The sequence below is a fragment of the Pseudomonas sp. LTGT-11-2Z genome (assembly GCF_003691445.1).
In the GTDB taxonomy this organism is placed as follows: Bacteria; Pseudomonadota; Gammaproteobacteria; order Pseudomonadales; family Pseudomonadaceae; genus Aquipseudomonas; species Aquipseudomonas monteilii.
This window is the reverse complement of record NZ_CP033104.1, coordinates 2,598,194-2,624,843: the sequence shown is the minus strand read 5'-3', so window position 1 is coordinate 2,624,843 and position 26,650 is coordinate 2,598,194. Positions and strand designations below refer to the sequence as shown.

Sequence of the window (26,650 nt, the reverse complement as noted above, 5' to 3'; positions counted from 1 at the left end):
CCGATCATGCAGATGACTCAACACGCTGAGTTGATCCCCGCCGAAGCCAAGAACCTGATCGACCTGGATGCGGCCCGGCCAGTACGCTGGGGCGTATGGATGGTGATTGCCGGTTTTGGCGGTTTCTTGCTGTGGTCTTGCCTGGCGCCACTGGACGCAGGCGTGGTAGCCACCGGCACGGTCAAGGTCACCAGCAACCGCAAGGCGGTACAGCACCTGACCGGCGGCACGGTCGAGGCGATCCTGGTGCGCGAAGGCGATCTGGTAAAAAAAGGCCAGGAAGTGGTGCGGCTCGACGCCCTGCGCGCAGTCGCTGAGCAAGGCGCGCTCAGCGCCCAGTACATCGTCAGCAAAACCGTGGAAAACCGCCTGGAAGCCGAACGCGACGGCCGCGACACGGTCACCTTCGACCCTGCCCTGCTCCAGCACTACGCCAATGACCCTCGCTTGCTGGCCGCCATGGACTTGCAACAGCGCCTGCTCGACACCCGCCGCGCCGGCCTGGCGGGGGAACTGAGCATCCTTGAGGAAAACCTCACCGCTTCGGCGGTGCAGCTCAAGGGCCTGCAGCAGGTGTACGGTGCCCGCGCCTCACAGATCGGCTTCCTCAACCAGGAACTGCAAGGCACCCGGGTGCTGGCCGCCGAAGGTTACGTACCGCGCAATCGCCTGCTGGAGCTGGAGCGCAGCAATGCCGACCTGTCCGCCGGCCAGGCAGAAAACCTCAACAACATAGCCCGGGCACGCAGCCAGGCCACCGAGATCAAGCTGCGCATCCTGCAGCGCCAGCACGACTACCTGAAAGAAGTGGAATCGCAACTGACCGACACCGCCAAGGAAAACACCACCCTGGCCGACCGCTTGCGCGCACTGGACTACGAAGTGACCCACACGGTGATCCGCTCGCCGATCGATGGCATGGTCCAGGGCCTGAGCATTGCCACGGTCGGCGGCATCATCCAGCCCGGTGCCAAGATCATGGAGGTGGTGCCACTCGACCAGCCCCTGCAGGTAGACGCAATGATCCCGGTGCAGGCTATCGACAAGATGGTGCCGGGCCTGGACGTGGACATCGCCTTCCCGGCCTTCAACCACGCACAGACGCCGAACATTCCGGGGCGGGTGAAGACCATTTCCGCCGACCGCCTGCTCGACGAAGAAAGCAAGCAGCCGTTCTACCTGGCCCAGGTGGAAGTGACGCCCGCCGGCATGGGCCTGCTGGGCAGCAACCACATCCGCCCCGGCATGCCCGCCACCGTCACCATCAAGACCGGCGAGCGCAACCTGCTCAGCTACCTGCTCAAACCCATGCTCGAACGCGTCGACGCCGCGTTCAAGGAGCAATGACATGAAACACCCGTGCCTGATGTTGTGCCTGCTGGGGGTTGCCGAACAGGCCAGTGCCATGGACCTGAAGCAAGCCTGGGACCTGTTGCAGTACCAGGGCCCGATCTACCAGGCCGCCGTGCATGAGAAACAGGCCGGCAGCGAAAACCGCGCTATCGGCGAAGCTGGCTTGCTGCCCCAGATCAACGCTTCAGCCTATTTCAACAGGGTCAATGGCAGCCAGCGCCAGAATGGCCAGGACAACGACCTGGACTATGACTCCAAAGGTGCCAACGTGCGCCTGCGCCAACCGCTGTTCAACAAACAGAAGATGGCCGAGTACCGCCAGGGCCAGCAACGGGCCGACTACAGCGTGGCGGTGTTCGATGCCAAGAGCCAGGACGCCGCGGTACGTCTGGCCGACGCCTACTTCGACGTGCTGCTGGCCAGCGAAACCATCACCCTGGCCAAAGCCAAGCTGAACGCTTTCGAAGAGCAACTGGCTTCGGCGAAGCGCCGCAAGGAACTGGGCGCTGGCACCATCACCGATGTCGACGAGTCGGTCGCTCGCCGCGACCTGGCCGAGGCCGACCTGATCGACGCCCAGGACAACCTGGTCAATACCCGGCGCAAGCTGGAGGAGTACATTGGTGAAACCCCACAGTCGCTGACCACCTTGCAGCCAGGCTTCAGTACACCGCCGCTGATGCCAGGCAACCTGCAGGACTGGCTGGTCAAGGCCCAGGCAGACAGCCCGTTGATTCATGCACGCCGGCACAGCTACGAGCTGGCCGAAGAAGAAGTGAAACGTGCCCGCGCCGGGCACTGGCCAACACTGGATTTCGTGGCCGGCTACACCGCCGGCAGCAGCCAGTCGATTTCCGAGATCAACCAGCGTAACCACTACAGCTCGATCGGGCTGGAGCTGAACATTCCGCTGTACAGCGGTGGCAGCACCAGCGCCCTTACTCGCCAGGCCAGCGCCAACAGCTCGAAGGCCCTGGACGAGCTGGACGCCACGCGCCAGGAGGTGATTTCCGACACCACCCGCGAGTACCGCGGTGTGCAGAGTGGTGCCTTGCGCATTCAGGCGCTGGAAAAGGCCGTGGCTTCCAACGAGCGTTCGCTGTCCTCCACCCGCAAGGGCTTCAAGGAAGGCGGTACCAGCACCAACTCGGATGTACTCAATGCCGAAGAGTTGCTGTACGACGCCCGTCACGACCTGTTCGAGGCGAAGCTGAACTACCTGATGTCGCGGCTGCGGCTGGCCTCGTCGGTGGGTAGCCTGGGTGATGACGACATCGAACAGATCAACAATTACCTGGGGCCGGAACTGATGGTAAGCAATTGATCGGAGCACACACGGTAGCGGTGGCCGGTTTATTGACGTCAGGCTATTCACCGACTGCATGCACCCGGACGACCTGGCCATCACCCGCTCGTCGCTTGCAAGGGTGATGAACGGGCAGCCACATTACGACTCCCGCAATCGCCATGCCTGTTGCTGAGGCACGCGGATGAAAACAGGTACCAGGTCAAGCGACAGAGGACCGCAGCCGGCTGATCAAGAAAGGATCATCATCATGCTCAACCCTGAAAACGCGTTGCTCGACAGTTGGCAGCACAACGCGCAAGCCTGGATCGGCGCCGTGCGCAGCGGCGCCATCGAAAGCCGCCGCCAGGTCACCGACCAGGCGATCCTGCTGGCCATTCTTGGCCGCCAGCCCGAACGGGTGCTGGACCTGGGCTGCGGTGAGGGCTGGCTGCTGCGCGCCCTGGGTGATCGCGGGATCGAAGCCGTAGGCGTCGACGGTGACAGGACATTGGTGGATGCCGCGCAGGCTGCGGGCTCGGCCGAGGTGCACCTGGCCAGCTATGCGCAGTTGGCCGAGGGCCACGTTTACGTAGGCAAAGGTTATGACCTGATCTGCGCCAATTTTGCGTTGTTGCACCAGGACATCATTCCGCTACTGGCGGCGATGCACGACCTACTGGTGCCTGGCGGTGCGCTGGTGATCCAGACGCTGCACCCTTGGAGCATGGCGGGTGGGGATTATCAGGATGGCTGGCGGGAGGAGTCATTTGCCGGGTTCACCGGGGACTGGCAGCCAATGCCCTGGTATTTTCGTACCCTGGCCAGCTGGCTGAATGCACTGGACATGACGGGGTTGCGGCTGGTCAGCCTGCAGGAGCCGCAGCACCCGCAGAGTGCGATGCCGCAGTCGTTGTTGATGGTGGCTGAGCGCCCTTGAGGCGCTCAAGCCCCCACACAGCTCAAGCTTCAGAGCACAGGCTTGCGCGCCACCCCGCTGCGGGCTTTGGCCATGGCGGCCAGACGCACCGCGACGTTGGCCGCGCCGTAACCGGCATAGCCACCCTTGCGCTGGATGATCTCGAAGAAGAATCGCTCCTCGAACGGTTCGGTGTACACGTGGAACAGCTCGCCGCCCTGGGCATCGCGGTCGTACAGCACGTTGTAATACGCCAACTCGCTGAGGAACTCGTCGTCGAAATCGAAGCGTGCTGCCAGGTCGTCGTAGTAGTTCAGCGGGATTTCCAGCAACGGCACACCAGCCAGCTTGGCGCGCGCCACTTCGCGGAAGATATCGTCGCAATCGAAGGCGATGTGATGCACGCCCGAACCGCGGTAGCTGGACAGCGCATGAGCGATGGCGGTGTTGCGGTTTTCCGAAATGTTCAGCGGCAGGCGCAAGGTGCCACACTGGCTACGCAGCGCGCGGCTCTTGACCAGGCCGTACGGGTCTGGCAGCACCACTTCGTCATCCGCGGCGAAATCGAACAGGGTCTTGTAGAACAGCACCCAGCTGTCCAGCGACTCGGCCGGCAAGGCCAGGGCCATGTGATCGATGCGGCGCAGGCCACCGGTGGCGGTGGCGCTCTTGTCCAGGCTGAAATCGGTATCGTACAGCGTCTGCCCAGCGGTGCCCTGCTCCACTAGGTACAGCAAGCTACCATCCGGGGCACGCACCGCCGGTACTTCACATTCGTTAGGGCCGACCAAGCCCCGGAACGGCTGGCCACGGTAGGCAGTCGCGCGCTTCAGGGCTGCTTGCTGGTCCTTGACCCGCAGCGCGGTGGCGCACAGCGACGGGCCGTGGGCCTCGAAGAAGTTGTGGCCGAAGGAATACGGTTCGGCGTTCAACACAATGTTGATATCGCCCTGGCGCAGCAACTGCACTTCTTTGCTGCGGTGTTTGCCAGCTTCGGCAAAACCCAGGCGCTTCAGCCAGCTGGCCAGACGCGCGCCAACAGCTTCGTCAACCGCGAATTCGAGGAACTCCACACCGTCATAGGTGCTCGCCGCTGGCGGGGTGAACAGCACGCCAGGTTCGATCGGCGTGTTTTCCTGTTCCAGGCGCAGGCGGGTCTGCTCTTCGAGGTACAACAGCGAGCGCAGGCCATCAGCGGCATTTTGCCGTGGCGGCGCAGCGCGGAACCCGTCATTGAAGATTTCCAGCGATAGCGGGCCACGGTAACCGGTGGCGAGGATCGGCGCCAGAAAGCCGGCCATGTCCATTTCACCCTGCCCCGGGAAGCACCGGAAGTGGCGGCTCCACTCCAGCACATCCATGGCCAGAATCGGCGCGTCGGCCATCTGCACGAAGAAAATCTTGTCACCGGGGATGTCGCGGATCGCGCTGGGGTCACCCTTCAGGGACAAGGTATGGAAACTGTCGAGGATCACCCCGAGGGCCGGGTGGTCGGCCTGGCGCACCAGGTTCCACACTTGCTGGTAGGTGTTGACGTGGCGGCCCCAGGCCAGCGCTTCGTAACCAATGCGCAGGCCGCGCTTGCCGGCGTGCTCGGCCAGCAGGCGCAGGTCATCGACCAGCAACTGTTCTTCGCCCAGAGCATCGGCCTGGACGTTACTGCACACCAGCACCAGGTCGGTGCCCAGCTCCTGCATCAGGTCGAACTTGCGTTCGGCGCGGTCGAGGTTTTTCTGCAGCCGGTCGCGGCGGCAGCCTTCAAAGTCGCGAAACGGCTGGAACAGGGTAATGGCAATGCCAAGATCAGCGCACATCTGGCGCACCTGGCGAGGGCTGCCGGCGTAATAGAGCAGGTCGTTTTCGAAGATCTCGACGCCGTCAAAACCGGCGGCGGCGATGGCTTCGAGCTTTTCCGGCAGGGTGCCGCTCAAGGACACGGTAGCGATCGAACGCTGCATGGCGGGAGTTCCTTGTTGTTAGAAAATGACGGTGCCAGTCAGGTAAAAACCACTGTCACAGTTTATGGCACGATCGATTATTCGCAGGTAAAGTCGCCGCTTCAATCTCTTTGTACGGAACGGTTAGTTTTGCGTTCGATTATCGCACAAAACCCAATTTAGCGAATTGCTAGACCGCTGGCCCTGCGGTCAACATGAGACCCAGACGCAGGCACACCGACCACTGCCTCCTGCCTTGGTGAACCGATGGCGGAACCTGCGCAAACAACAATAACAACGGAGACAACGATGGCTCACTCCAGCTCGCAAGCCAAAAAAGCGACCGCCAGTGGATGGATAGGCTCGGCACTCGAGTACTACGACTTCTTCATCTACGCCCAGGCCGCTGCGCTGATTTTCCCGCAGATCTTCTTCCCCAATACCGACCCAAAAATGGCCATCATTGCCTCGTTGGCCACGTACGGCGTGGGCTACCTGGCGCGCCCGGTCGGTGCCTTCGTACTGGGCCACTGGGGTGACACTCGCGGGCGCAAGAACGTCCTGCTGCTGTGCATGTTCCTGATGGGCTTGTCGACCATGGCCGTCGGCCTGCTGCCCACCTACCACGACATCGGTTACCTCGCCCCGGCCTTGCTGGTGGTGCTGCGCCTGATCCAGGGCTTTGCCGTGGCCGGGGAAATTTCCGGTGCCAGTTCCATGATCATGGAGCACGCGCCATTCGGCCGAAGAGGCTATTACGCCAGCTTTACCCTGCAAGGCGTGCAGGCTGGCCAGGTGCTGGCCGCGGCGGTGTTCCTGCCACTGGCCTACTTCATGCCTAGCGAAGCCTTCACCGAATGGGGCTGGCGCATTCCGTTCCTGATGAGCGCCATCGTGCTGATTGCCGGTTTCATCATCCGTAAGGAAGTGCACGAAACCCCGGCGTTCGTGAAGGAAGAGAAGCAGGACAAGGTTGCCAAGTCGCCCATCAGCGAGGCCTTCCGCCACAGCTGGAAGCACATGGTGCTGGTGATGTTCATGGCCCTGATGAACGTGATCCCGGTGGTGGCCACCATCTTCGGTGCGGCCTACGCGGTGCAGCCAGCCTATGGCATCGGCTTCGACAAGAGCGTGTACCTGTGGATCCCGGTGGTCGGCAACATCGTCGCGGTGCTGGTGATTCCGTTCGTGGGTAACCTGTCGGACAAGATCGGCCGTCGCCCGACCATGATCGCCGGTTGCCTGGGCTCTGGCCTGCTGGCGTTCGTCTACCTGTACGCAATCAGCATCCAGAACGTGCCCATGGCGTTTGCCGCATCGATCATCATGTGGGGCATGGTCTACCAGGGTTACAACGCGGTGTTCCCAAGCTTCTACCCAGAGCTGTTCCACACCCGCTACCGCGTATCGGCCATGGCCATCGCACAGAACATCGGCACCATGCTGACCGCCATGCTGCCAGCGCTGTTCGCCCTGGTCGCACCGCCTGGCTCGGACAACATCCCGCTGGTGGTGGGTAGCCTGGCGTTCTTCATTACCTGCGTGTGCGCCCTGGCGGCCTACATTGCCCCGGAAACCCATCGCCTGGCGATGGAAGACCTGGGTAACCCGGACGCCAAGCCGATGGAAAAGGATGCTTACGAGGCTAGCCGTAAAGGTAGCTTTCAGGCAGTGAGCCACTGACAGATTGTCGGGGCCGCGTTGCGGCCCCGGCAGTTTCAACCTTCAACCACTTCCTGCAAGCGCGCCCACAGTCGCTCGACATCCCCTCGCTCAGTCGGCAGCGCACCAATCGAAACCCGCACCATCCACCGCCCATCCAGTGTCGCTGGCGTCACATAGGCATCGCCAGAAGCATTCAGTCGGTCGGCCCACCCCTTGGTATGCGCATCCAGCGCCTCCCCTTCCAGCCCTGCCGGCCGATGGCGAATGCACAGGGTCTGCAACTGCACCGGCGCCAACACCTCCCACTCAGCCGCCTCCCCAACCTGCCCCGCCAACCATCGGGCATTGTCCAGATCGCGCCGCAACCGCGCCTGCAATGCGTCAACGCCCTCGCTGCGCAGCATGAACCACAGCTTCAACGCGCGGAACCGTCGGCCCAGCGGGATGCCCCAGTCACGCAGGTTCTTCACCTCGCCATCCACCGCCGATTGCAGATAGCTGGGGTTGGTGCTCATCACCCGAATCAGGTGCTGCGGATCGCGCACGTAATAGATCGAGCAATCGAAGGCCACACCCAGCCACTTGTGCGCATTGACCACCACCGAATCGGCCAGCTCGATGCCATCCCACATCCAGCGGCACTCAGGCAGGATCATCGCGGAACCGGCCATGGCCGAGTCCACATGCAGCCACAAACCATGGGCCTGGGCGACTTCACCGATCGGGCGCAGCGGGTCAAGGGCGGTGGTGGCCGTGGTGCCAGTGGTGGCCACGACCGCGCAAGGTTGGTTGCCTGCAGCCAGGTCCTGCTCGATCGCCGCCCGCAAGGCCTCTGGGCGCAAGGCGTAATGTTCGTCTGTGGGGATGAGGCGGATATTGTCGCGGCCAAAACCTGCCAGCAGCGCGGCCTTGTCTACCGAGCTGTGGGCATGGGCACTGACATACACGATCAAAGGTCTGGCTTCGGCCTGCAGGCCGCCGCGTACCAAGGCGTAGTCGGTCGCGCGTTCACGGGCACTGATCAGCGCCACCAGGGTGCTGGTCGACGCGGTGTCCTGGATCACCCCGCTCCACTGGCCAGACAGGCCCAGCAGCTGACGCAGCCAGTCGAGGGTGGTTTCTTCCAGCTCGCTCAGTGCCGGGCTGGATTGCCAAGACAGACCCAGCACGCCCAGACCGGTGCTGAGGAAATCGCCCAATACGGAAGACAGGGTGCCATTGGAGGGGAAGTAGCCGTAGAAGTCCGGGTGCTGCCAATGGGACAGGCCGGGCATGACCAGCTGGTTGACGTCATCGAGGATGGCCTCGAAGGGTTCGCCTTGCCGAGGCGCAGTTGCGGGTAAGGCAGCCTTGAGGTAGCCGGGTTCAACCTGGGCCATGACCGGGCGCTCGCCGACGGTTTGGCGGTAGTCGGCGATCAGGTCGATCAATTGATGGCCGTACTGACGAAATTGTTCGGGGGTCACGTGGGGGCTCCTGTGGTTTTTCCACTGCCCCCAGTCTAGGCACCTGTGCCGAAGCGAATAACCCCGCCTTGCGCATACCAGCTATGGCAAACCCGCATGCCCACCCTGCACGCCAAACTGCGACTGTCGCCACAGCTCGAACACCCGGTTGCGCAACCAGCGGTGCTCGGCCGAGGCCTGCAGGCGCTGGTGCCACACCACCCAGTAGCGCTGGCTGTGGTCGATAAAACCCAGCGGCCGCCAGGCCAGATCATGCAAGCGGCACAGTTGCCGGGCAATGTGCTCGGGCACGGTTGCCACGGCCTGGCTGTTGGCGATCACCTGCACAGTGGCGGAGAAAAACGGCACTTCCAGGCTGACCCGCCGCTGCAAGCCTTGGGCGCGCAGGTGGCGGTCGATGAAGCTGTCCTTGTCGCCGCCGCCGGAAATACGCACATGCTTGTGCGCCAGGTAATCGGCCTGGCTGAGTGCGGCATGGGCAGCTAGCGGGTGGTCGTGACGCATCAGGCACACGGCGCGGTCCTCGCCCAGCAGACGCCCGTGCAGATTGGGCGGCGACTCGTCGAACAGGGTGGTGGCCAGGTCAATCTCGCCGCTGGCCAGCAAGGCGTACTGGCCGGCCTGCCAGGTACGGTACTCCAGCGATACGCCCGGTGCTTCGCGCTCCAGCGCGGCCACCAGTAGCGGCAACATGTGCTCGGCCACGTAGTCCGAAGCAGCCAAGCAGAAACGCCGCTCGCAGCGTACCGGGTCGAACACCGCGGGCTGACGCAGAGCCTGTAGTTCTTCGAGCACCTGGCGAAGGGGTTCGACAAGGGCTTCGGCGTGTTCGCTCAATACGTAGCCGCGGCCTTGGCGTACCAGCAGCGGATCGTCGAAGGCTTCGCGCAGGAGGGCCAGCTGGCGGCTCAGGGCCGACTGGCTGACGCCCAGGCGCTCGGCGGCGTGGCTGAGGTTTTTCAGCTGTAGCAGGTGGTCGAGGGTGCGCAGGTGGGCGAGGCTGAGGGAGGCGAAGGTGGGGTTCATGCAGGCTGCCTGCGGTGGCATTCAAGGGCCTATTCGCGGGCAAGTCGGTGCGCCGAACCGCCGCGAAGGGCCGCAAAGCGGCCCCGGATACACAAATTAGTCAGTCAAACCGACGTACACGTTCTGCACATCATCATTCTCGTCGATCGCCTCGAGGAACGCTTCCACCTCAGCCAATGCTTCAGCGCTCAGGCTGGCCGCACTCACCGGGTTTTTCGGGGTGTAGCCAATCTTCGCCGAGGTCACGGTAAAGCCATGCTCCGGCAGGGCCTTCTGTACCGCGTCCAGGTCGGTGGTGTCGGTAATGAACAGGGTCGAACCCTCTTCTTCACCTTCCTCGAAATCCTGGGCGCCGGCTTCGATGGCTGCCATTTCCGGGTCGGCATCGCCTTCCGGAGTAGCTTCGATCAGGCCGACGTGGTTGAAGTCCCAGGCCACCGAACCGCTGGCACCCAGCTGGCCTTTGCGGAACAGTACGCGGATTTGCGCGACGGTACGGTTGACGTTGTCGGTCAGGCACTCGACGATCAGTGGCACCTGGTGCGGTGCAAAGCCTTCGTAGCTGACGGCGTGGTACTGCACGGCATCACCGTCCAGGCCCGCGCCCTTGCGAATCGCACGCTCCAGCGTCTCGCGGGTCATCGAGGCCTTTTTGGCTTGCACGATGGCCAGGCGCAGGCGCGGGTTCATATCAGGATCGGCGCCCGACTTGGCCGCGATCTGGATTTCCTTGGACAGCTTGCCCATGACCTTGCCTTTGGCATTGGCCGCTGTTTCTCTATGTTTGGCTTTCCACTGTGCGCCCATGTCGACTCTCTTGTTTCAGCGGCCGGTTCAGGAAGCGACCGGCCAAAAGTGGGTGCATTTTATACGCCCTCATGCATGGGATCGACAAGAAATCTCATCAGCTTTTATCGGCCTTGCCCGCTGCCGCGGCAAACCGTGCCAGACACACATCCAGCCGTCGCGGCCGCATGCCGAGGTCTTCGGCGCGCTCCTTGCGGCGGATGGCATTGCGCACCATCAGCGAACCCAGGTAGCGCACAGGCTCGGGCGGGAACAGCCCCAGCGGCCCCTTGACCAGCGGCGAACGGGTCCATGGGTTGTCGAGCCCCAGCGCCAGCGACGACAGAATCTGCCCGCCCATATGGCAAGGCCCCACACCACTGCCCGAATAGCCAAAGCCATAGAAAACGTTGCCCTGCCCGTCCAGCAGGCCAAAAAACGGCAAGCCGGTCACCGAGCGGTCCGACGGCCCGTTCCAGCTGGCCGCCAGCGGCACTTCGGCCAAGGCCGGGAAAAACCCGCCCAGGCTTTCGCGCAGCAGCGGCCGGTATGGCGACGGCTGGTCGAACACCGGCAGCATGCGCCCGCCATAGGCAAAGGTATTGCCGCCTTTGCCAAGCATCAGCCGGCCATCGGAGGTGTTGTGGTAGTAGTGCACGAAAATGCGCGAGTCGAGCACGCTGATGCCGCTGTCCAGGCCGATCTCGCGCAGCAGCTCGGGGCACGGCTCGGTGATTACCATGTCACTGGATACGATCGCCACGCTGCGCTCGAACTGCGGGAAAGCCCGCGCCATCCAGGCGTTGAGGCCCAACACCACGCGGTCGGCGCGCACCGTGCCATGGGCCGTGCGCACCTGCACCGGGGCGCCGTGCTCCAGGCCACTCATGGCCGTGCCTTCATGAATGCGCACGCCGCGCTGTAACGCCACCCGGCGCAGGCCACGCACCAGCCTGCCCGGCTGCACCGTGGCGGCAGCTGGCGAGAACCAGCCCTCCAAGTGCCTTGCCGAACCCGCCAGACGCTGGACTAGGTCCAGCGGCAGGCGGCGAAACGAGTTGATGCCCTTCTGCTCCAGCGCCGCGATCACTGCATCGGTGGCGCCGACCTGAGCGGCGTTGGTGGCGGTGTACAATGTGCCATCCAGGCGGTAGTCGCAGTCGATGCCATTGGCCGCGCAGAACGTACCGATATCACCGATGCTGCGCTCCGACTCGCGCACCAGGCGTACCGCCTCGGCCACCCCGAACAGGCGTTCGAGGGTGAAGTACTTGGCCGACCAGGACAATGCGCAACCGCCGTTGCGGCCACTGGCGCCGGCGCCGCAGATATCGGCTTCGATCAGCACGATATCCAGCGCCGGCACCGCCTCCTTGAGCATCAGTGCTGTCCACAGGCCGGTGTAGCCGCCGCCGACGATGCACACATCGCAACGGGTATCGCCTTGCAGCGGTGGGCACACCGCCTCCTGCGCCGAATCCAGGGCCTGTTGCAGCCAGAAGGGTCTCATTCGCTTGCTTTCCTTTAGGTACGCAGTGGCTTGATTGCCATGCTGGTATTCGGTGCCACGTCAGCGCTTTGCGGGGTGCTGGCCGGGCGGCTGTTCCAGTGCGGCAGCAGCACCAACGCCGAGAACAGCGCGCAGCCGGCGAACACGATGAACACCGTGACACCATCGAAGTACCCCGGCAGGAGCCCACCCAGCACCGCCCCCACCGAGCCACAGCCGTTGACGAAGCCCGCGGCAGTCGCACCGGCCTTGGCAGTACCGAAGTCGATGGCCGCCGCGCCGCTGATCATCGAATCTGGCCCGTACAGGGTCAGGCCCATGACGAAAAGCAACGCCACCACCAGCATCACGCTGCCGGTGTGCATGGCCGCCATGAAGGCCGCCAGGGTCACCGTCAGCAACACCAGGCTGATCACGCAAGCCGGCATGCGGCGGGCGCCGAACAGTTTGTCGGAGGCCAGGCCAATGATGATCGGGCCCAGCAGCCCGGCCAGTTCAAAGGCGGTCGGGATGATTGCCGCACCCACCTTGCCCACCGAAGGCATCTGCTCGAAGACGATCACTGGCCCCCACAGCAGGATGGCGTAGCGCGCGGGTTTGAGCAGGAAGTACGCCAGGCCTAGCGTCAGCACGGTACGGTTGCGCAGGATCTCTTTCAGCGGCGCCCACACGCTGCAAAGGTTGCCGGCCAGGGCCATGCTCTGCGGCTCGGGCTCTACCGCCGGCAGGCCGACATCTTCAGGTTTGTTGCGCTGCAGGATGAAGAACAGCACGGCCACCAGCGCCACCACGGCGGCACTGGAGAAGAACGCCGCGTGCCAGGTGCCGACCAGTGTGTAGGCCCACCAACCCGCGAACGGCGAAGCCACCAGGCCGCCGAAGGCATAGCAGGAACTCCACAAACCCAGTACTCGCCCGCGCTGCGAAGCCGGGAAGAAGCTGCCGATGTTCTTGCACAACCCGGCCCAACCGGTGGATTGCGCCAGGCCTTGCACCAGCATGCAGGTGGCAAAGATCGGGAAGGTGGCGTAACTGCCCATCACCACCGCCGCCACGGCGGAAATCAGCAACCCGCCCAGCACCACCACACGCGGGCCAAAGCGGTCGGCGAGCATGCCCCAGGTGAACTGGCCAACGGCGTAAGCGGCCAGGTAGATGGCGTCGAGGTTGGCCATGGCGGCCTTGTCGAGCATGAAGTTGGGGTCTTCGGCGATGCCCAGCTTGGCCACCGAGAAGGCTTTGCGGGTGAAGTAGAAGGCGGCGTAGGCCAGCCAGGTGATGGCGAAAATCTGGATGCGCCAGCGTTTGAACGCGGCTAGTGATTGATTCATGTACGTCTGACCTCTTGCTCAAGTGTGCCGGCAGAATGTGAAGAAACGCCTGTCTTGTTCTTGTGTTACGCACAGCGATGACGAGGCTGTCATCGGGTCAGATGGCACCGTGTGGGCACCATGGCCCTGGCGGCATTCGTGGTGCCAGCGTCGGGCTGACAGGCATGGAAACAGTTGCGCTAAGATAAATAAAATCGATTTATCGTATTTCACACATAAGCTCAGCTTGTTACTGAGGTGGTCATGTCGGTTTCCCACGCACAACTCAAGGCCTTCCATGCGGTGGCCGTGCACGGCAGCTTTACCCGCGCGGCAGAAAAGCTGTTTCTTACCCAGCCTGCGGTGTCGGACCAGGTGCGCAAGCTGGAGGAACGCTTCGGCGTTTTGCTGTTCCACCGCAACAAGCGTTCGGTGCAGTTGACCGACCTCGGTGAGCGCTTGCTGGGCATCAGCCAGCGCCTGTTCGCCTGCGAAGCCCAAGCCCATGACCTGCTGCAGGATTCGCGTGCCCTGCACACCGGCAGCCTGGTGCTGGCGGTGGATGCGCCGGTGCACGTGCTGCCGCAGATCGCTCGCTTCTGCCAGCGCTACCCGGGCATCCAGGTGAAGATCGAGACCGGCAACACCGATGAGTCACTGGCCCGGCTGTTCAGCTACCAGGCCGACCTGGCGCTGCTGGGCCGGGATGTGGACGATGAGCGGCTGCATTGCCTGCCCCTGCGCCGCGACCCGATGGTGGCATTCGTTTCCCACCACCACCCGTGGGCCAGCCGTGGTTCGATCAGCCTGGCCGACCTGGACGACACACCGCTGGTGCTGCGCGAGCCTGGCTCGGTGACGCGCCAGACCCTGGAAGAAGAAATGCAGCGGGCCGGGCTGCGGATTCGCCCGGCGATCCAGGTGGAAGGCCGCGAGGCGGCGCGGGAAGCGGTGGTGGTGGGGATTGGCGTGGGGGTGGTGTCGGCGGCGGAGTTTGGCGCCGATGCGCGGGTGTGTGCGCTGCCGATTGTGGACTGCCAGCGGCATTTGACCGAGACGTTGGTTTGCCTGAGCGAGCAGCGCACGCGACGGGTCGTGGCGACCTTTTTGCAGATGGTCGAGGAAGGGATGTAAGCCCGCGAAGAGGCCAGCACGGGCAACCCAACTATGCTGGGATAACCTCTAATCTCTTACCACGAATTCATCACCCATGCTTTACCGCCTTGCCGCCGACACCCTGGTCCTGCTGCACCTGGCCTTCATCCTGCTGGTGCTGTTCGGCGGCCTGCTGGTGCTCACGTGGCGCCCCGCCCTGCTCGTCCATTTGCCAGCCCTGGCCTGGGGCCTTGCGGTGGAATGCCTGCACCTGGGCTGCCCGCTCACCACCTGGGAAAACCACATGCGTAGCGCGGCCGGTGACGCCGGCTACCAAGGCGGTTTCGTCGAGCACTATATCTGGCCGCTGATCTACCCCGCCGGGCTGACGCCGCACCTCCAGCTGCTGCTGGGTTGCGTTGTGCTGCTGCTCAACCTCGGCGTTTACAGTTACGTGGCCTGGCGCTGGCGCCACCCTAGCGGGTAGCGATCACGAACAACCGCGGGAACGGCAGCAGTACCTTGCCATCGGTGGCCGGTGGGTAGTCTCGCTGCATGGCCTGCAGGTACATCTGCAGGAAGTCGGCCTGCTCCTGTTCATCAAGCTTGGCCAGATAAGGCCGCAGGGCCGAACCCTTGAACCACTCCACCACCGCTTCGGCGCCACCCGGCAGCGGGTGGTGATAGGTGGTGCGCCACACATCCACCCTCGCGCACAATGGGCTGAGCAGGTCGTAGTAGAACGCTGCGCTGTGCCGTGGTGGCAGCTGGAAATCGGCGAACTTCGCCGCCCAGGGGCCTTGGCTGGCAATCTCGCGCAATTGCCGGTGGGCCGGTTCGTCAAGGTTGTCCGGGGTCTGCACGGCCAGGCTAGCGCCTCCGCTCAGCTGGCGCACCAGGTGCGGGTACAGCGACGCGTGGTCGGGTACCCACTGCAGCGAGGCATTGGCCAGGATCAGGTCTTGCGGTTCCGGGGCGGACCAGCCGGCAATGTCCGCGACGGCCGTGCGTACCCGGGGGATGCACAACCGTTTGCGCTCACGGGCCTTGTCGATCATGTCCGGGTCGCTGTCCAGGGCGGTTACCTGGGCATCGGGGTAACGTTGCAGCAGCACTTCGGTGGAGTTGCCCGGGCCGCAGCCCAGGTCGGTAGCGTGGCGCACCGGACGCGGCGGAGTCGGGATGGCAGCAAGCAGGTCGCGCACAGCGCGGGTACGTTCATCTTCGAACAGGGAATACTGGGTGGCGGACCAAGCCATGTCGGGCTCCTTGGGCGGGCGATGTGTCTAGCATATGCCATCTGCCGACTGTAGGAGCCCTATCGCCGGCAAGCCAGCTTCCAGGTACGGCGCAGAGCCTGATGTTGGTGCAGTATCCGTGGGAGCTGGATTGCCGGCGATGAGGCCGGAACTGACCACCTAGGCTTGAAGTCAGTCCATTTATGCGCACACCCATGAAAACCTACATCGCCCTCGCCATCCTGGCCCTGATCGCCGCCGCCGCCCTGCTCGGCTCGCCCTGGATGAACCAGCGCTTCCACATGCCCGCAGAAAAAGCCCAGGCCCAGCAACGCGAAACGGCCGGGTCCCCAAGGGAGCCGGCCGTTTCGAAAAGCGAGTGACGCTTAGTGCTGCTTGCTGCCAGACCGGATCTGGTGCACCACACCCATCGCCACTACGATCGCCGCAGCGATACCGGTGGAGATCACCAGGATCTGGTAGTCAGGCATGAAGGCCATGGTCACCAGGGCTGCCACGATGAACGCGATCACCAGGTAGGTCAGCCACGGGAACAGCCACATCTTCAGGCGCACTTCCTTGCCTTCGGCAATCAGCTTGCGGCGCATGCGCAGCTGCGAGAAGGCGATGACCAGGTACACCAACAGGGCGATCATGCCGGTGGTGTTCATCAGGGTTTCCAGTACGTCTTTCGGGCGCAGGGTCTCGCTGAAGTTGATCAGCGCACACACCACGGCCACGGCGCACGAACCCATGATCGCGTATACCGGTACACCGGTGCCGGCGCGGGTAATCTTGAAGAACGACGGCGCATCGCCACGCTGGGCCAGGGAGAACAGCATGCGCGAAGCGGTGTAGTGGCCGGAGATCAAGCAGCTGCTCACCGAGGTCAGCACCACGAAGTTCATCAGCAGCTCGGCATACGGCACGCCCAGCAGCTCCAGGGTACGGCGGTAGGCGCCATAGCCGGAAACGCCCAGGTGCGGGTCGTTCCACGGTACCAGGCAGACGATCAGGAAGATCGAGCCCACGTAGAACAGGCACACACGCCAGACTACCGAGTTGGTGGCCTTGACGATCTGCGCAGCCGGGTCTTTGGCTTCGGAAGCAGCGATGGTAACGATTTCAGCACCCAGGAAGGCAAACATCACCCCGAGCAAGGCACCGATCACGGTGGTGATGCCATTGGGCATGAAGCCTTCGGCGGTAAGGTGGCTGATGCCACGCACTTCACCGAACTGCCAGATGTTCAGCACGGCAGCGGTACACACGATCAGGAAGCAGACGATCGCAATCACCTTGATCAAGGCGAACCAGAACTCGAACTCACCGTAGTGTTTGACGTTGAAGAAGTTGACGGTGATCAGCAGCAGGGTCGTGGCCAGCACGAACACGTTGACGCTGACGTCGGGGAAGAAGCCATGCAGGATCTTGCCCGCCACATAGGCTTCCCAGGCCATGAGGATGACCCAGTACCACCAGTACAGCCAGCCGATGGTGAAGCCGGCCCAGCGGCCGATGGCGCGGTCGGCGTAGGTGGAAAACGAGCCGGTGTCTGGCGAGGAAGTCGCCATTTCACCCAGCATGCGCATGATCAGTACCACCAGGATGCCGCCCGCCAGGTAGGCCAGGACAGCGGCTGGGCCGGCGCTGTGGATCACGCTGCCGGAACCGACGAACAAGGCGCCGCCAATAACCCCGGCGATGGACATCATCGTCAGGTGGCGCGACTTCAGCGAGGCACTGAGCTTGCTCTCGTGCCCGCTTTTCGCGGTGGTGGTTGTGGATGTTGCGTCCATCAGTTGTGTACCCCGTGCTTCTTTTTATCCAAGGAAAACCGTGAAACCCCGATGGCTGGCGGTTTCACCTGTACATCAGTGCTAATGCGGGCAGGAAGGTGTGAACGAACACACGCAGGCCTTCCATGGCGGCCTGCTGACGCGCCCCAGGGCGGCTGCCTAGGGCGAACTGAACATGCTTTATGTGGCGATATCCGACACCTAATGTAAAAATGTCCGACGCAGAGAGCCATGCACAGTGGCATGAAACTCGCACTGCACTGTACAGGTCGCCCATGCAGTACACCCTGCAAACGCCAGGCGATACGCACCCTGAAGGCCCCGAATGTTCGAATTACATCCAGACTCCTCAACCCCGCTGGTCAACCAGATCATTGACGGGCTGCGCGAGCTGATCGATAACCAGACCCTCAAGCCAGGCGCCAAGGTGCCGTCGATCCGCGCCTTTGCCGCGAGCTATTCGGTGAGCACCTTCACCGTGGTCGAGGCCTACGACCGCCTGGTCGCCCAAGGGCTGCTGGTAAGCCGTGGCAATGCGGGGTTCTTCGTCAACCGCGCGGCGGGCGAACTGCTGGACACGCACAACGCCGAGGCTGATACCAGTCGACCAACGTTCAACTCCGAGTGGTACCTGCAGCAGATCTTCGAAATCCGCCAGTTGCCGTACAAACCGGGGTGCGGGTGGCTGCCCAACGACTGGATGTACGAAGACGGCCTGCGTCGCGGCCTGCGCCAGGTGGCCGGCAGCCCGCTGGAATTGTCAGGCTACGGCGACCCCATGGGCCTGATGGAGCTGCGTGCACTGACCGCGCAAAACCTGCAGCAAGAGCTATCGATCGTCGCCAACCCTGCGCAACTGATGCTCACTCACGGCGCCAGCCAGGCCCTGGACCTGGCCGCCCGCACGCTGGTGCGCCCAGGCGATGTGGTGCTGGTGGACGACCCTGGCTACCCCAACCTGATGAGCATTCTGCGCACCCAGGGCGCAACACTGGTCGGCGTGCCACGCACCCCGGCCGGTTACGACCTGAACCAACTGGAGCAGTTGCTCACCCACCACCGCCCGACCGCGTTCTTCACCCAGCCGCACCTGCACAGCCCGACCTGCTCCCGCACCCCGCTGCCGCAGTTGCACCGTTTGCTGCAACTGGCCAGCCAGCACGGCTTCCGCTTGGTGGAAAACAACCTGTACGCCGACATGGTCGCCGAACCGCAGCCCTGCTTGGCCAGCCTCGACCACCTGCAGCAGGTGGTGTACGTGGGCAGCTACTCCAAGAGCATTTCGCCCAACGTGCGGGTCGGCTACATGCTGGCCAACCCCGAGCTGATGCAGAAACTGTTGCACCTGAAGATGCGTTCGGGCCTGACCACCTCACAGGTGATGGAGCGCGTGGTGTACGCCGCGATCATCGACGGCCGCTGGCGCAAACACCTCAAGCGCCTGCGCCAACGCCTGGCCGAGGCGCATCAGGAAGTTGGCCGGCATTTGCATCGATTGGGCTTTGAACTGTTCATCGAATCGGATGAAGGCATGTACATCTGGACCCGCCACCCGGCCATTCCGGACAGCGCGGCGCTGCTGGATGATGCGCTGGAGAAAGGCATCATGCTTGGGCCTGGGCAGTTGTTCATGGTGGATGCCAAGGCGACCGGGTGGATGCGGTTCAATGTGGCGTTCAGCACGGAGCCTGCGATGTGGGAGCTGCTGGAGAAGGTGCTGGTGAAGCATGTGCGACGGGGTGGGGTGTAGTGTGTATGGCGGGCGCTGAGCATATTGTGAATGCACCAGCGTGCCATCACCTAACGCTTTGAGCCGCAGGGTAGATCCCACTGCGCTCGCGCTTACCAACCGAAACCACTACGACAACGATTCGCTCGTCCTCAACCCGATACACCAGACGATACCCGGAGGCCCTGAGCTTGATTGTGTAGTGGTTCGGCAAGTCACGCAGCGCATCGGCCTGTACCTTGGGCGATTGTAAACGCTCGCCGAGTTTTTTCTTGATCTGCTCACGCACAGTGTGGCCAAGCTTGCTCCACTCCTTTAATGCCAAAGGCAGAAAATCTAGCTTATAGGTCATCCAGAGACACTGAATGCCTCGACCGAAAACTTGGATCCCATTCAGCAAAAGGGTATGCTGAGGCAATAGCCATACGCCATCACTCGACAGGTTTGGCGCCTGCTTCAAGGACGAGCCCTTTGCCCAGCCACCCCACCCGCCATACCATCGCCCGCCAGTGGCAGCTCCTCAAGTTACTGCCCGGCCGCCACCCGGGAATGAGCTCCACCCAGTTGCAGGCCGCCCTGAAGACCGTGGGGCATACCACCAGCAAACGCACTGTTGAGCGCGACCTGGTCGAGCTCGCTGCGCTGTTCCCACTGCAATGCAACAGCAAAGGCATACCTTACGGCTGGTACTGGCAACCGGGCCTGGACCTGAACGAAGCACAACAGTTGCAGCCCGACGTACTTGTTCCGCCGCCGCGCATTGAACTGCACGCCTGGGTCGATGACGTACTGGCCCGGCGCCTGGAAGCGCAGCCACTGTCTACGGATATGCAACTGACGCCACAAGAAAATGGCGGTGCCACGCTGCAGGCGAGCGTCGACGACAACCGCGCGCTGATGACCTGGCTGCTGTCCCAGGCCGGTTCGATCCGGGTGCATGCGCCCCACGTGCTGCGCGTGGCCATGCTGGAACAGTTGCGCCAGAGCTTGGCGCTGCACGATGGCGAATGTTGACCGGCGCAGTCAAACCGCGCGACGTCGCGAGAGGCAGGCATACCCAAGGCCCAACACACTGAGCCCCAACACCCCCAGCAACACCATCAGCTCACGGCTGTAGCGGGCCACCGTGGCAGGGAAACCGATGACCTCGTGGTACACCTGTACATTGGCTACACCGTCGGCGTGGCTGATGCTGACCCCGCCTTGGCGGATCTGCGAAAAGTCGGCGTCGAAATACACCCATACCTTGCAGGTGCCACCAGGTTCGATGGCCGGGATATCTACCTGCGCGGTGGCGTTTTCCAGCAGCGTGTCGTTACCGGCAGCATCGCGCACTTGCACCAGCCCTTTGGCTGGCAAGCGAATGCGCACCTGACGTACCTGAGCGTCTCCACTGTTGAGCAACTCGATGAGCAACCCCGTACGGTGATCGACCAGCCCGGCCTCGAACGGTTTGGCGAACAGCTGGGCATAAGGTGCCTGGGCCATTTCGATCAGCCGCTCGACCTGATCATGGCTCAGCCCGCCTTGGTCGATGCTGTTGATACGCCCCTGCAACTGCTCGTACTTGAGCTGTTCGCTGGCCTTGCTGATACGCTCGCTGAACTGGCTGGGGTAAGTGAGGTAAGCATAGGTCAGTGACGCCTCCAGGCGCGGGTTGCCCCTGAGCAGCGCGTAGGCGGCCAACAGGACCATCAGGCCAATCAGCACGGCGACGAGAAGCTTCCCCACCTTGTCCCAGCTCAATGCATGCTTCCTTCTGTGGTGATACGCGTTTCAAACCGCTCAAGGTTGCCAAGTTCGTGGCCCCCAGGCAAGCCTGGCTAGGCGTCACCTTCGCCTTCGCGCGCCTGACGCATCTGCAGCAACTGGCCATCGATCAGTGCCTTGGCCATGCCTGCCAGATAGAACGTGGCTTGCATCATCGCTTTGCGATCACCTGGCCTGTCGATGGCCTTGCGGGTGATTTCGGTGATGCAACCCATGATGCTGGAAGCTTCCATCAGTGCGGTGCGCAATGGCAGCTGAGGTTTCATTTGCACCAGTTCGGCATTGGCATTGCCAAACCGGCTTGCCGCGCACACGACATTGAGCTTGCTGCTGTTTTGGGGCGTGTCGTTTTCCATGTCCATTCCTCGGGGTTACGAGCGTGCCGAGACTAGGGGGCTGCCGGCGCGACCACAATGGCCAATGGGGTGGAAAGGGTTACTTTCGGAAATGGACTACAAGAACTCGGCTAAAGGGGCGCTCAGTCGCTGATCTGCCCCTTGACCAGCCCTGGGCAGTGGCGGACGATCAACTCCCCCTCTACAAGGACGAACACCATGCTACGGATACTGGGCAGAGCCTCTTCCATCAACGTGCGGAAAGTCCTGTGGGCCTGTGCCGAGTTCGAAGTCGCGTTCGAGCGTGAAGACTGGGGCTCGGGCTTCCAGCCTACCGACCATGCCGAGTTCCTAGCACTTAACCCCAACGCCATGATCCCGGTGATCCAGGATGGCGACTTTACGCTGTGGGAGTCCAACAGCATCATCCGCTACCTGGCCAACCGCTACGGTGCCACCGCGTTCTACCCGAGCGAGGCGCAGGCACGGGCCAGGATCGACCAGTGGATGGACTGGCAGGCCTCGGACCTGAACCGCTCCTGGAGCTATGCATTCATGTCGCTGGTCAGGCATTCGCCCGCCCACCAGGACCCACAGGCGCTTGCCGCCGGCTGCGCCGAGTGGTCACGTTACATGCACATCCTCGACCGCCAGCTGGCCAGCACCGGTGCCTATGTGGCCGGCAGCCAGTTCACCCTGGCCGACATCCCTGTTGGCCTGTCGGTCAACCGCTGGTTCGAAACACCGTTCGAGCACCCGCACTTGCCGGCCGTACGTGATTACTACGAGCGCCTGAGCGAGCGCCCGGCCTATCACCTGCATGGTCGCAACGGCACGCCCTAACAGCAAAAAGGAAGACGCCGGGGCTACCTGTAGCCCCGGCGATACCCGCTTGTTACACCGCAACCTGGGCCGCCACCCCCCGACCACGCCAGGCAAACAGCAGCACCATCACCAACCCCAAAGCCGCCATCGCCGCCCCTGCCAGGGCAATCGCCGAGTAACCCAACCCTGCATTGATCACCGCGCCACCGAGCGCCGCGCCAATCGCATTGCCCAGGTTGAACGCGCCGATGTTCACCGCCGACGCCAGGTTGGGCGCATCCTTGGCCGCTTCCATCACCCGCATCTGCAACGGCGGCACCAGGGCAAAGCTGGCGCCCCCCCAGACCAGCACCGCCAAAGCCGTCGGCAGTGGCCAGGCCAGAACCAGCGGAAACACCAGCAGCACCGCAATCAGCACCGCCAACGACAGCATCAGCGTGCGATCGATAGAGCGGTCCGCCGCCTTGCCACCCCACATATTCCCCAAGGTCAGGCCCACCCCGAACAGCACCAGCATGACTGTCACGAAGGTGGTAGACGCCGCCGCCTCGTTCTGCAGGATTGGCGCGATGTAGGTGAACACAGTAAACATTGCACTGGAACCCACCACGGTCAGCAGCAAGGCCGCCAATACCGGGCCGCGGCCCAACACGCGGATTTCTGCCATGGCCCCATCACCCTTGGGCAATGCAACATTGGGCAGCGCATACCAGAGCGTGGTCATCGCCACCAGGCCAAGCCCGGCAATACCCCAGAACGCTGTGCGCCAGCCCAGCATTTCACCAAACCAGGTCGCCAGCGGCACCCCTCCGATGGTGGCCAGGGTCAAGCCCATGAACATCGCCGCCACGGCACCAGCCCGCTTTTCGGGCGGCACCACACTGGCCGCAACGATCGAGCCGATGCCGAAAAATGCGCCGTGGTTCAACGAAGTGACCACCCGGGCCACCAGCAGGCTGGCGTAGTCACTGGCCAGCGCGGACATCAGGTTGCCCAAGGTGAAAATGGCCATCAGCCCGATCAACAGGTAACGTCGCGGGATCTTCACCGTGGCCAGGGTCATCAGCGGCGCGCCAATCAGCACACCGATGGCATAGGCACTGACCAACAGCCCTGCAGCAGGAATGGAAACGCCAAGGTCGGTGGCGATACTGGGCAACATGCCCATGGGGGCGAACTCGGTGACACCGATGCCGAAGGCACCGATGGCGAGTGCGACCAGAGGTGGATTGATACGCATGGCAAGCTCCTTATCTATGCCGCAAATGCTACAAAGTGTTTAAAAACCGCACTAGACTGCGTTTTTGCGAATCACCTTTGCCTGCGAGACACAAATGGACTTCAGTGGAAGATCCGGAGAGATGGAGATTTTTGCCAGGGTGGCGCAAGAAGGCAGCCTGTCCGCCGCCGCCCGGGCACTGGGCCTGACACCTTCTGCTGTCAGCCGCATCCTCGCCCGCACCGAACAGCGCCTGGGCACGCGCCTGCTGCTGCGCACCACCCGGGCGATCACCCTCACCCCCGAGGGTGAGGCCTACCTGCGCGGTGCGCGGCGGGTGCTGGCCGACATGCTGGAGCTAGAGGACGCCATCACCGACCAAGGCGTGCCACGCGGACGTTTGCGGGTCAGCGCGGCGCTTGGCCATGGCCGCCTGACCGTGGTGCCGCTGCTGGCAGCGTTCAGCGCGCGTTATCCTCAAGTGCTGGTCGACCTGACCCTCAGCGACGAGGTTGCCGACATTCTCGGCGGCCAGACCGACGTGGCGCTGCGCTTCGGTCACCTGCCAGACAGCTCGTTGAGTGCGCGTGCCATTGGCGAAACCGGCCAGGTAGTGGTCGCCTCGCCCGAGTACCTGCAACGCTGCGGTACCCCATTGGTGCCTGAGGACCTGGCCCGGCACAACTGCCTGCGCTTCAACTTTCGCCGCGCCGCGCCCGACTGGCCGTTTCGCCGCAATGGCGAAGTGTTTTCACTGAAGGTGACCGGCAATATCGAATGCAGCAGCGGTGAAGCCCTGGCGCAACTGGCCAGGCTGGGGGCTGGCATAGCGCGCATCGGTACCTTCACCGTGGTCGATGACCTGGCCAGCGGGCAGCTGGTACCGCTGCTGGAGGCGTACAACCCTGACGATCGCGAGCCGATTCATGCGGTGTTCGTTGGCGGCTCTGCGATGCCGGCGCGGGTGCGGGTGTTTGTGGACTTTCTGGTAGAGCAGCTGTCGTGCAGCGTGCGCAGGCCCCTGTAGCGGGCATTAACCAAGCACGTGCAGCCCCAGCGTGAACACCGCCACAGCCAAGGCCACCAACGACACCGCATGACGCTCCAGGTACGCTGGCCAACCGTTCGCTCGCTGGCTCTCGCACTCACACTGGCGTTCGGCCAGGCTGGCCAACCGCACCTCCACGCTGTCCACGCGGTCTGCCTGGGTGTTGGTCGCCTGTGCGAGCTTCTTCAGCGCCGTGGTCACCGTGTTCGACAGGCCCTCCCTGGCCAGGTTGCCTTCTGCCAGTTGCTGCTGGTGCTGTTCAAGGCGCTTGCGGATAACCCCTTCCTTCTGCACCCGGACCAGGGTACTGGCCACAAGCTTCTGGTTCAGTGCATCGATACTGGCCTGCAACGTGCCTTGCTCAGCGGCCTGCTGAGGCGAAGTGTCTGCCTGAGCGGTGCTTTCGATCACCTTGTCCACCGTCGGCTTCGCGAGCGGGGTCAAAGTGCTGTGTTCGTGTGGCTGGTTCATCAATTCCTGTCCGGATACAGCGGTAATGGGCGGCAAGCTATCAAAATGGCATCACCGGATCCACTGATGCGTCGCGCATTTGAGTGGTTGGTCAGCATCTAAGAAGCCTGACCGGCTTGCTCAAAGCCACGTAAAGCCTCCTGTATATGTCAACTAACCAGCCATATTTGGGCAAAACTGCCCTTCTTCTGCCAACAACAGGCCGATTGCAAGCAAAGCCTTGCCAGAATGGCGCTGCATCCATAGCGTGATATCAGATTGCTTTGATCCTGCAGGCTGCCGCACCCAACAAGCCCCTCGGAACCTGCACCATTCCTTTACCTGTACAAGTCACCAATATCGACATGTATTAATAATAGACATATCGTCTCGCTTACCGGCTTGTTGCCACGTCCCAAGGAAACATTAAATGGAAGCGCTGGAAATCTCCCTGTTGTGCGTCTGCGGCATCACCCTGCTGCTTGTATGCCTGCAATCCGTCCGCCAAGGCGAGATGTGGAACTTGCTGCAGAGCGACCGTGAACTGGAGCAAACCGCCCGCCTTCACAAACAGGAGAACAGTAAGTTGCACGCGGCCCTGCGCGCAGAGCGCGAACATGTGAGCCAGTTGCAGTACCAGATTCAAGTGCTGCTCGGGCTGACGCCGCAGGCCTGAGGGCTTTACACACAGCGTACGCGTACACTTGCCCCAGGCCACTTGCAGGAGCAGCTTCATGCCTTACCCCATTGAACAGAAACTGGTCATCGGCGTTGCCTCGAGTGCGCTGTTCGACCTCACCGTCTCGGACGACATCTACAAGACCCGAGGGGTCGAGGCCTACCGTCAGCACCAGGAAGACAACCTGGACGAACCGTTTCCCAGGGGAGTGGCGTTCCCGTTCATTCGCCGCTTCCTGAGCATCAACCAGGCCTTCCCCGACCAATTGCCAGTGGAAGTGGTATTGCTCTCACGCAACTCGCCGGCAACCGGCCTGCGGGTGTTTCGCTCGATAAGCCACTACCAGCTGGACATTACCCGCGCGGCGTTCATGTCGGGCCGCTCGCCCTATGAATACATCCCGGCGTTCAATGCCTCGCTGTTCCTCAGTGCCAACGAAGAAGATGTGCAAAAGGCTATCGACGCCAACTACCCGGCTGGGCGGGTGCTGCCCACACGCATCTACGACGATGAAATAGACACAGAGCTACGGGTGGCCTTCGACTTCGATGGCGTGATTGCCGATGACGAGGCAGAGAGCGTGTACAAGCGCAACGACAACCTGAACGACTTTCAGGAACATGAGCGCGTACACAAAGGCACCCCGCACTCGCCAGGGCCCTTGGCAGACTTGTACCGCAAACTTTCACTGATTCGCATGCTGGAGGATCGCAAGCTGGCAGAAGACCCAAACTACAAGCGGATTTTGCGCATCGCCATCGTCACGGCGCGCAACGCACCCTCGCATGAGCGTGTGGTGACGACCTTGAAGGATTGGGGCGTGTCGCCGGATGAATGCTTCTTTCTAGGCGGGATGGAAAAGCCCAGGGTGCTGTCGATCCTCAAGCCGCATGTGTTCTTTGACGACCAGCGCACTCACTTGCAATCGCCTGCCGGGAATCTGCCAATGGTGCATGTGCCATTCGGGGTGGCCAACAGGCACGCGACGCCGAAGCTTTCTCACCCAATCACGGCACCTGCTGAAACTGTGCAAACTGAACACTCAGCGCAAGATGCGACAGTAGCCACTATTTTGCCCGCAACGTAGACTAGCTGTGCTGCGCTACGCAGCCCTCACAACCTCGGATCCGGAAAGGCAGAACTCCAATAGCAGGACTGTGAAACGAACCTGCAAGGGTGATCAAAAGTGTCTCACGAAGCGCGCTC

26 protein-coding genes and 1 pseudogene are annotated in these 26,650 nt (G+C 62.7%); 14 read left to right on the top strand and 13 right to left on the bottom strand.

Features of this window, described 5'->3' with window-relative positions; all coding sequences use genetic code 11:
- Positions 1-6: 6 nt before the first annotated feature.
- The 4 genes and pseudogenes from D8767_RS12310 (at position 7) to D8767_RS12295 (ending at position 3,578) form a co-directional block, all read left to right on the top strand.
- Positions 7-1,347 (top strand): HlyD family type I secretion periplasmic adaptor subunit, encoded by a 1,341-nt coding sequence (locus D8767_RS12310; protein ID WP_016711195.1) that lies wholly within the window; start codon positions 7-9, stop codon positions 1,345-1,347.
- Position 1,348: 1 nt separating this feature from the next.
- A complete protein-coding gene (locus tag D8767_RS12305; RefSeq protein WP_016711196.1) occupies positions 1,349-2,677 on the top strand; it encodes a TolC family outer membrane protein in 1,329 nt (442 codons plus the stop codon).
- Between the two features lie 49 nt (positions 2,678-2,726).
- Positions 2,727-2,822 (top strand): annotated as a pseudogene (locus D8767_RS29180) (diguanylate cyclase); the annotation flags it as partial.
- Between the two features lie 87 nt (positions 2,823-2,909).
- Positions 2,910-3,578, top strand: coding sequence for a bifunctional 2-polyprenyl-6-hydroxyphenol methylase/3-demethylubiquinol 3-O-methyltransferase UbiG (locus D8767_RS12295; protein WP_016711197.1), 669 nt, complete (start codon positions 2,910-2,912; stop codon positions 3,576-3,578).
- Positions 3,579-3,607: 29 nt separating this feature from the next.
- Here D8767_RS12295 and quiC read toward each other — a convergent pair whose 3' ends face one another.
- Positions 3,608-5,515, bottom strand: a complete 1,908-nt coding sequence (gene quiC / locus D8767_RS12290; RefSeq protein WP_016711198.1) for a 3-dehydroshikimate dehydratase QuiC — start codon at positions 5,513-5,515, stop codon at positions 3,608-3,610.
- A gap of 288 nt (positions 5,516-5,803) precedes the next feature.
- Here quiC and D8767_RS12285 point away from each other — a divergent pair, with 288 nt between their 5' ends.
- Positions 5,804-7,177: an MFS transporter gene (locus D8767_RS12285; RefSeq protein ID WP_016711199.1), complete on the top strand. Its 1,374-nt coding sequence runs from the start codon at positions 5,804-5,806 to the stop codon at positions 7,175-7,177.
- A gap of 35 nt (positions 7,178-7,212) precedes the next feature.
- Here D8767_RS12285 and D8767_RS12280 read toward each other — a convergent pair whose 3' ends face one another.
- The 5 genes from D8767_RS12280 to D8767_RS12260 all read right to left on the bottom strand — a co-directional run bounded on the left by D8767_RS12280 (position 7,213) and on the right by D8767_RS12260 (position 13,278).
- Entirely contained in the window at positions 7,213-8,625 is a 1,413-nt protein-coding gene (locus D8767_RS12280; RefSeq protein ID WP_028699883.1) for a DOPA decarboxylase, read from the bottom strand.
- An 81-nt stretch (positions 8,626-8,706) separates the two neighbouring features.
- Positions 8,707-9,651, bottom strand: coding sequence for a LysR family transcriptional regulator (locus tag D8767_RS12275; protein ID WP_016711201.1), 945 nt, complete (start codon positions 9,649-9,651; stop codon positions 8,707-8,709).
- 96 nt (positions 9,652-9,747) lie between these two features.
- Positions 9,748-10,458 carry a YebC/PmpR family DNA-binding transcriptional regulator gene (locus D8767_RS12270; RefSeq protein ID WP_016711202.1) on the bottom strand — a complete coding sequence of 237 codons (711 nt, stop codon included), beginning with the start codon at positions 10,456-10,458 and terminating at the stop codon, positions 9,748-9,750.
- Between the two features lie 97 nt (positions 10,459-10,555).
- Positions 10,556-11,947, bottom strand: a complete 1,392-nt coding sequence (locus D8767_RS12265) for an FAD-dependent oxidoreductase (protein WP_016711203.1) — start codon at positions 11,945-11,947, stop codon at positions 10,556-10,558.
- Between the two features lie 14 nt (positions 11,948-11,961).
- Entirely contained in the window at positions 11,962-13,278 is a 1,317-nt protein-coding gene (locus tag D8767_RS12260; protein WP_016711204.1) for an MFS transporter, read from the bottom strand.
- A 243-nt stretch (positions 13,279-13,521) separates the two neighbouring features.
- On the opposite strand from D8767_RS12260, the gene D8767_RS12255 reads away from it, so the two are divergent.
- Positions 13,522-14,391, top strand: coding sequence for a LysR substrate-binding domain-containing protein (locus tag D8767_RS12255; RefSeq protein WP_028699885.1), 870 nt, complete (start codon positions 13,522-13,524; stop codon positions 14,389-14,391).
- A gap of 76 nt (positions 14,392-14,467) precedes the next feature.
- Entirely contained in the window at positions 14,468-14,839 is a 372-nt protein-coding gene (locus D8767_RS12250) for a DUF2784 domain-containing protein (RefSeq protein ID WP_016711205.1), read from the top strand.
- On the opposite strand, the gene tam is transcribed toward D8767_RS12250, so the two are convergent.
- Positions 14,829-15,611, bottom strand: coding sequence for a trans-aconitate 2-methyltransferase (tam, locus tag D8767_RS12245; RefSeq protein ID WP_016711206.1), 783 nt, complete (start codon positions 15,609-15,611; stop codon positions 14,829-14,831). The two genes, D8767_RS12250 and tam, sit on opposite strands and share 11 nt — an antisense overlap.
- 182 nt (positions 15,612-15,793) lie before the next feature.
- Here tam and D8767_RS12240 point away from each other — a divergent pair, with 182 nt between their 5' ends.
- Positions 15,794-15,973: a hypothetical protein gene (locus D8767_RS12240; RefSeq protein WP_028699887.1), complete on the top strand. Its 180-nt coding sequence runs from the start codon at positions 15,794-15,796 to the stop codon at positions 15,971-15,973.
- Between the two features lie 3 nt (positions 15,974-15,976).
- Here the strand turns inward: D8767_RS12240 and D8767_RS12235 are convergent, their stop codons facing one another.
- The gene (locus D8767_RS12235; protein WP_016711208.1) at positions 15,977-17,389 is read right to left on the bottom strand and encodes an amino acid permease; all 1,413 of its coding nucleotides are present in this window, start codon (positions 17,387-17,389) and stop codon (positions 15,977-15,979) included.
- 325 nt (positions 17,390-17,714) lie between these two features.
- On the opposite strand from D8767_RS12235, the gene D8767_RS12230 reads away from it, so the two are divergent.
- A complete protein-coding gene (locus D8767_RS12230; RefSeq protein WP_028699888.1) occupies positions 17,715-19,139 on the top strand; it encodes a PLP-dependent aminotransferase family protein in 1,425 nt (474 codons plus the stop codon).
- A 46-nt stretch (positions 19,140-19,185) separates the two neighbouring features.
- On the opposite strand, the gene D8767_RS12225 is transcribed toward D8767_RS12230, so the two are convergent.
- A complete protein-coding gene (locus tag D8767_RS12225) occupies positions 19,186-19,470 on the bottom strand; it encodes a type II toxin-antitoxin system RelE/ParE family toxin (protein ID WP_029380183.1) in 285 nt (94 codons plus the stop codon).
- Between the two features lie 119 nt (positions 19,471-19,589).
- On the opposite strand from D8767_RS12225, the gene D8767_RS12220 reads away from it, so the two are divergent.
- Complete coding sequence (locus D8767_RS12220; RefSeq protein WP_016711211.1) at positions 19,590-20,132, top strand: WYL domain-containing protein; 543 nt, start codon at positions 19,590-19,592, stop codon at positions 20,130-20,132.
- 9 nt (positions 20,133-20,141) lie between these two features.
- On the opposite strand, the gene D8767_RS12215 is transcribed toward D8767_RS12220, so the two are convergent.
- Together D8767_RS12215 and D8767_RS12210 are read right to left on the bottom strand one after the other, a co-directional pair.
- Entirely contained in the window at positions 20,142-20,864 is a 723-nt protein-coding gene (locus D8767_RS12215; protein ID WP_016711212.1) for a hypothetical protein, read from the bottom strand.
- Positions 20,865-20,941: 77 nt separating this feature from the next.
- Positions 20,942-21,244: a DUF3077 domain-containing protein gene (locus D8767_RS12210; RefSeq protein WP_016711213.1), complete on the bottom strand. Its 303-nt coding sequence runs from the start codon at positions 21,242-21,244 to the stop codon at positions 20,942-20,944.
- Positions 21,245-21,442: 198 nt separating this feature from the next.
- On the opposite strand from D8767_RS12210, the gene D8767_RS12205 reads away from it, so the two are divergent.
- Positions 21,443-22,066: a glutathione S-transferase family protein gene (locus tag D8767_RS12205; protein WP_016711214.1), complete on the top strand. Its 624-nt coding sequence runs from the start codon at positions 21,443-21,445 to the stop codon at positions 22,064-22,066.
- Positions 22,067-22,118: 52 nt separating this feature from the next.
- Here D8767_RS12205 and D8767_RS12200 read toward each other — a convergent pair whose 3' ends face one another.
- Positions 22,119-23,288 (bottom strand): MFS transporter, encoded by a 1,170-nt coding sequence (locus D8767_RS12200; protein ID WP_016711215.1) that lies wholly within the window; start codon positions 23,286-23,288, stop codon positions 22,119-22,121.
- Positions 23,289-23,382: 94 nt separating this feature from the next.
- Here D8767_RS12200 and D8767_RS12195 point away from each other — a divergent pair, with 94 nt between their 5' ends.
- Positions 23,383-24,294, top strand: a complete 912-nt coding sequence (locus D8767_RS12195; protein WP_016711216.1) for a LysR family transcriptional regulator — start codon at positions 23,383-23,385, stop codon at positions 24,292-24,294.
- Positions 24,295-24,300: 6 nt separating this feature from the next.
- Here the strand turns inward: D8767_RS12195 and D8767_RS12190 are convergent, their stop codons facing one another.
- Positions 24,301-24,786, bottom strand: a complete 486-nt coding sequence (locus D8767_RS12190) for a hypothetical protein (protein WP_016711217.1) — start codon at positions 24,784-24,786, stop codon at positions 24,301-24,303.
- Positions 24,787-25,195: 409 nt separating this feature from the next.
- Here D8767_RS12190 and D8767_RS12185 point away from each other — a divergent pair, with 409 nt between their 5' ends.
- Together D8767_RS12185 and D8767_RS12180 are read left to right on the top strand one after the other, a co-directional pair.
- Positions 25,196-25,441: a hypothetical protein gene (locus D8767_RS12185; protein WP_016711218.1), complete on the top strand. Its 246-nt coding sequence runs from the start codon at positions 25,196-25,198 to the stop codon at positions 25,439-25,441.
- Positions 25,442-25,499: 58 nt separating this feature from the next.
- On the top strand, positions 25,500-26,531 hold the full coding sequence (locus tag D8767_RS12180; RefSeq protein ID WP_016711219.1) for a 5'-nucleotidase: 1,032 nt from the start codon (positions 25,500-25,502) through the stop codon (positions 26,529-26,531).
- Positions 26,532-26,650: the final 119 nt, after the last annotated feature.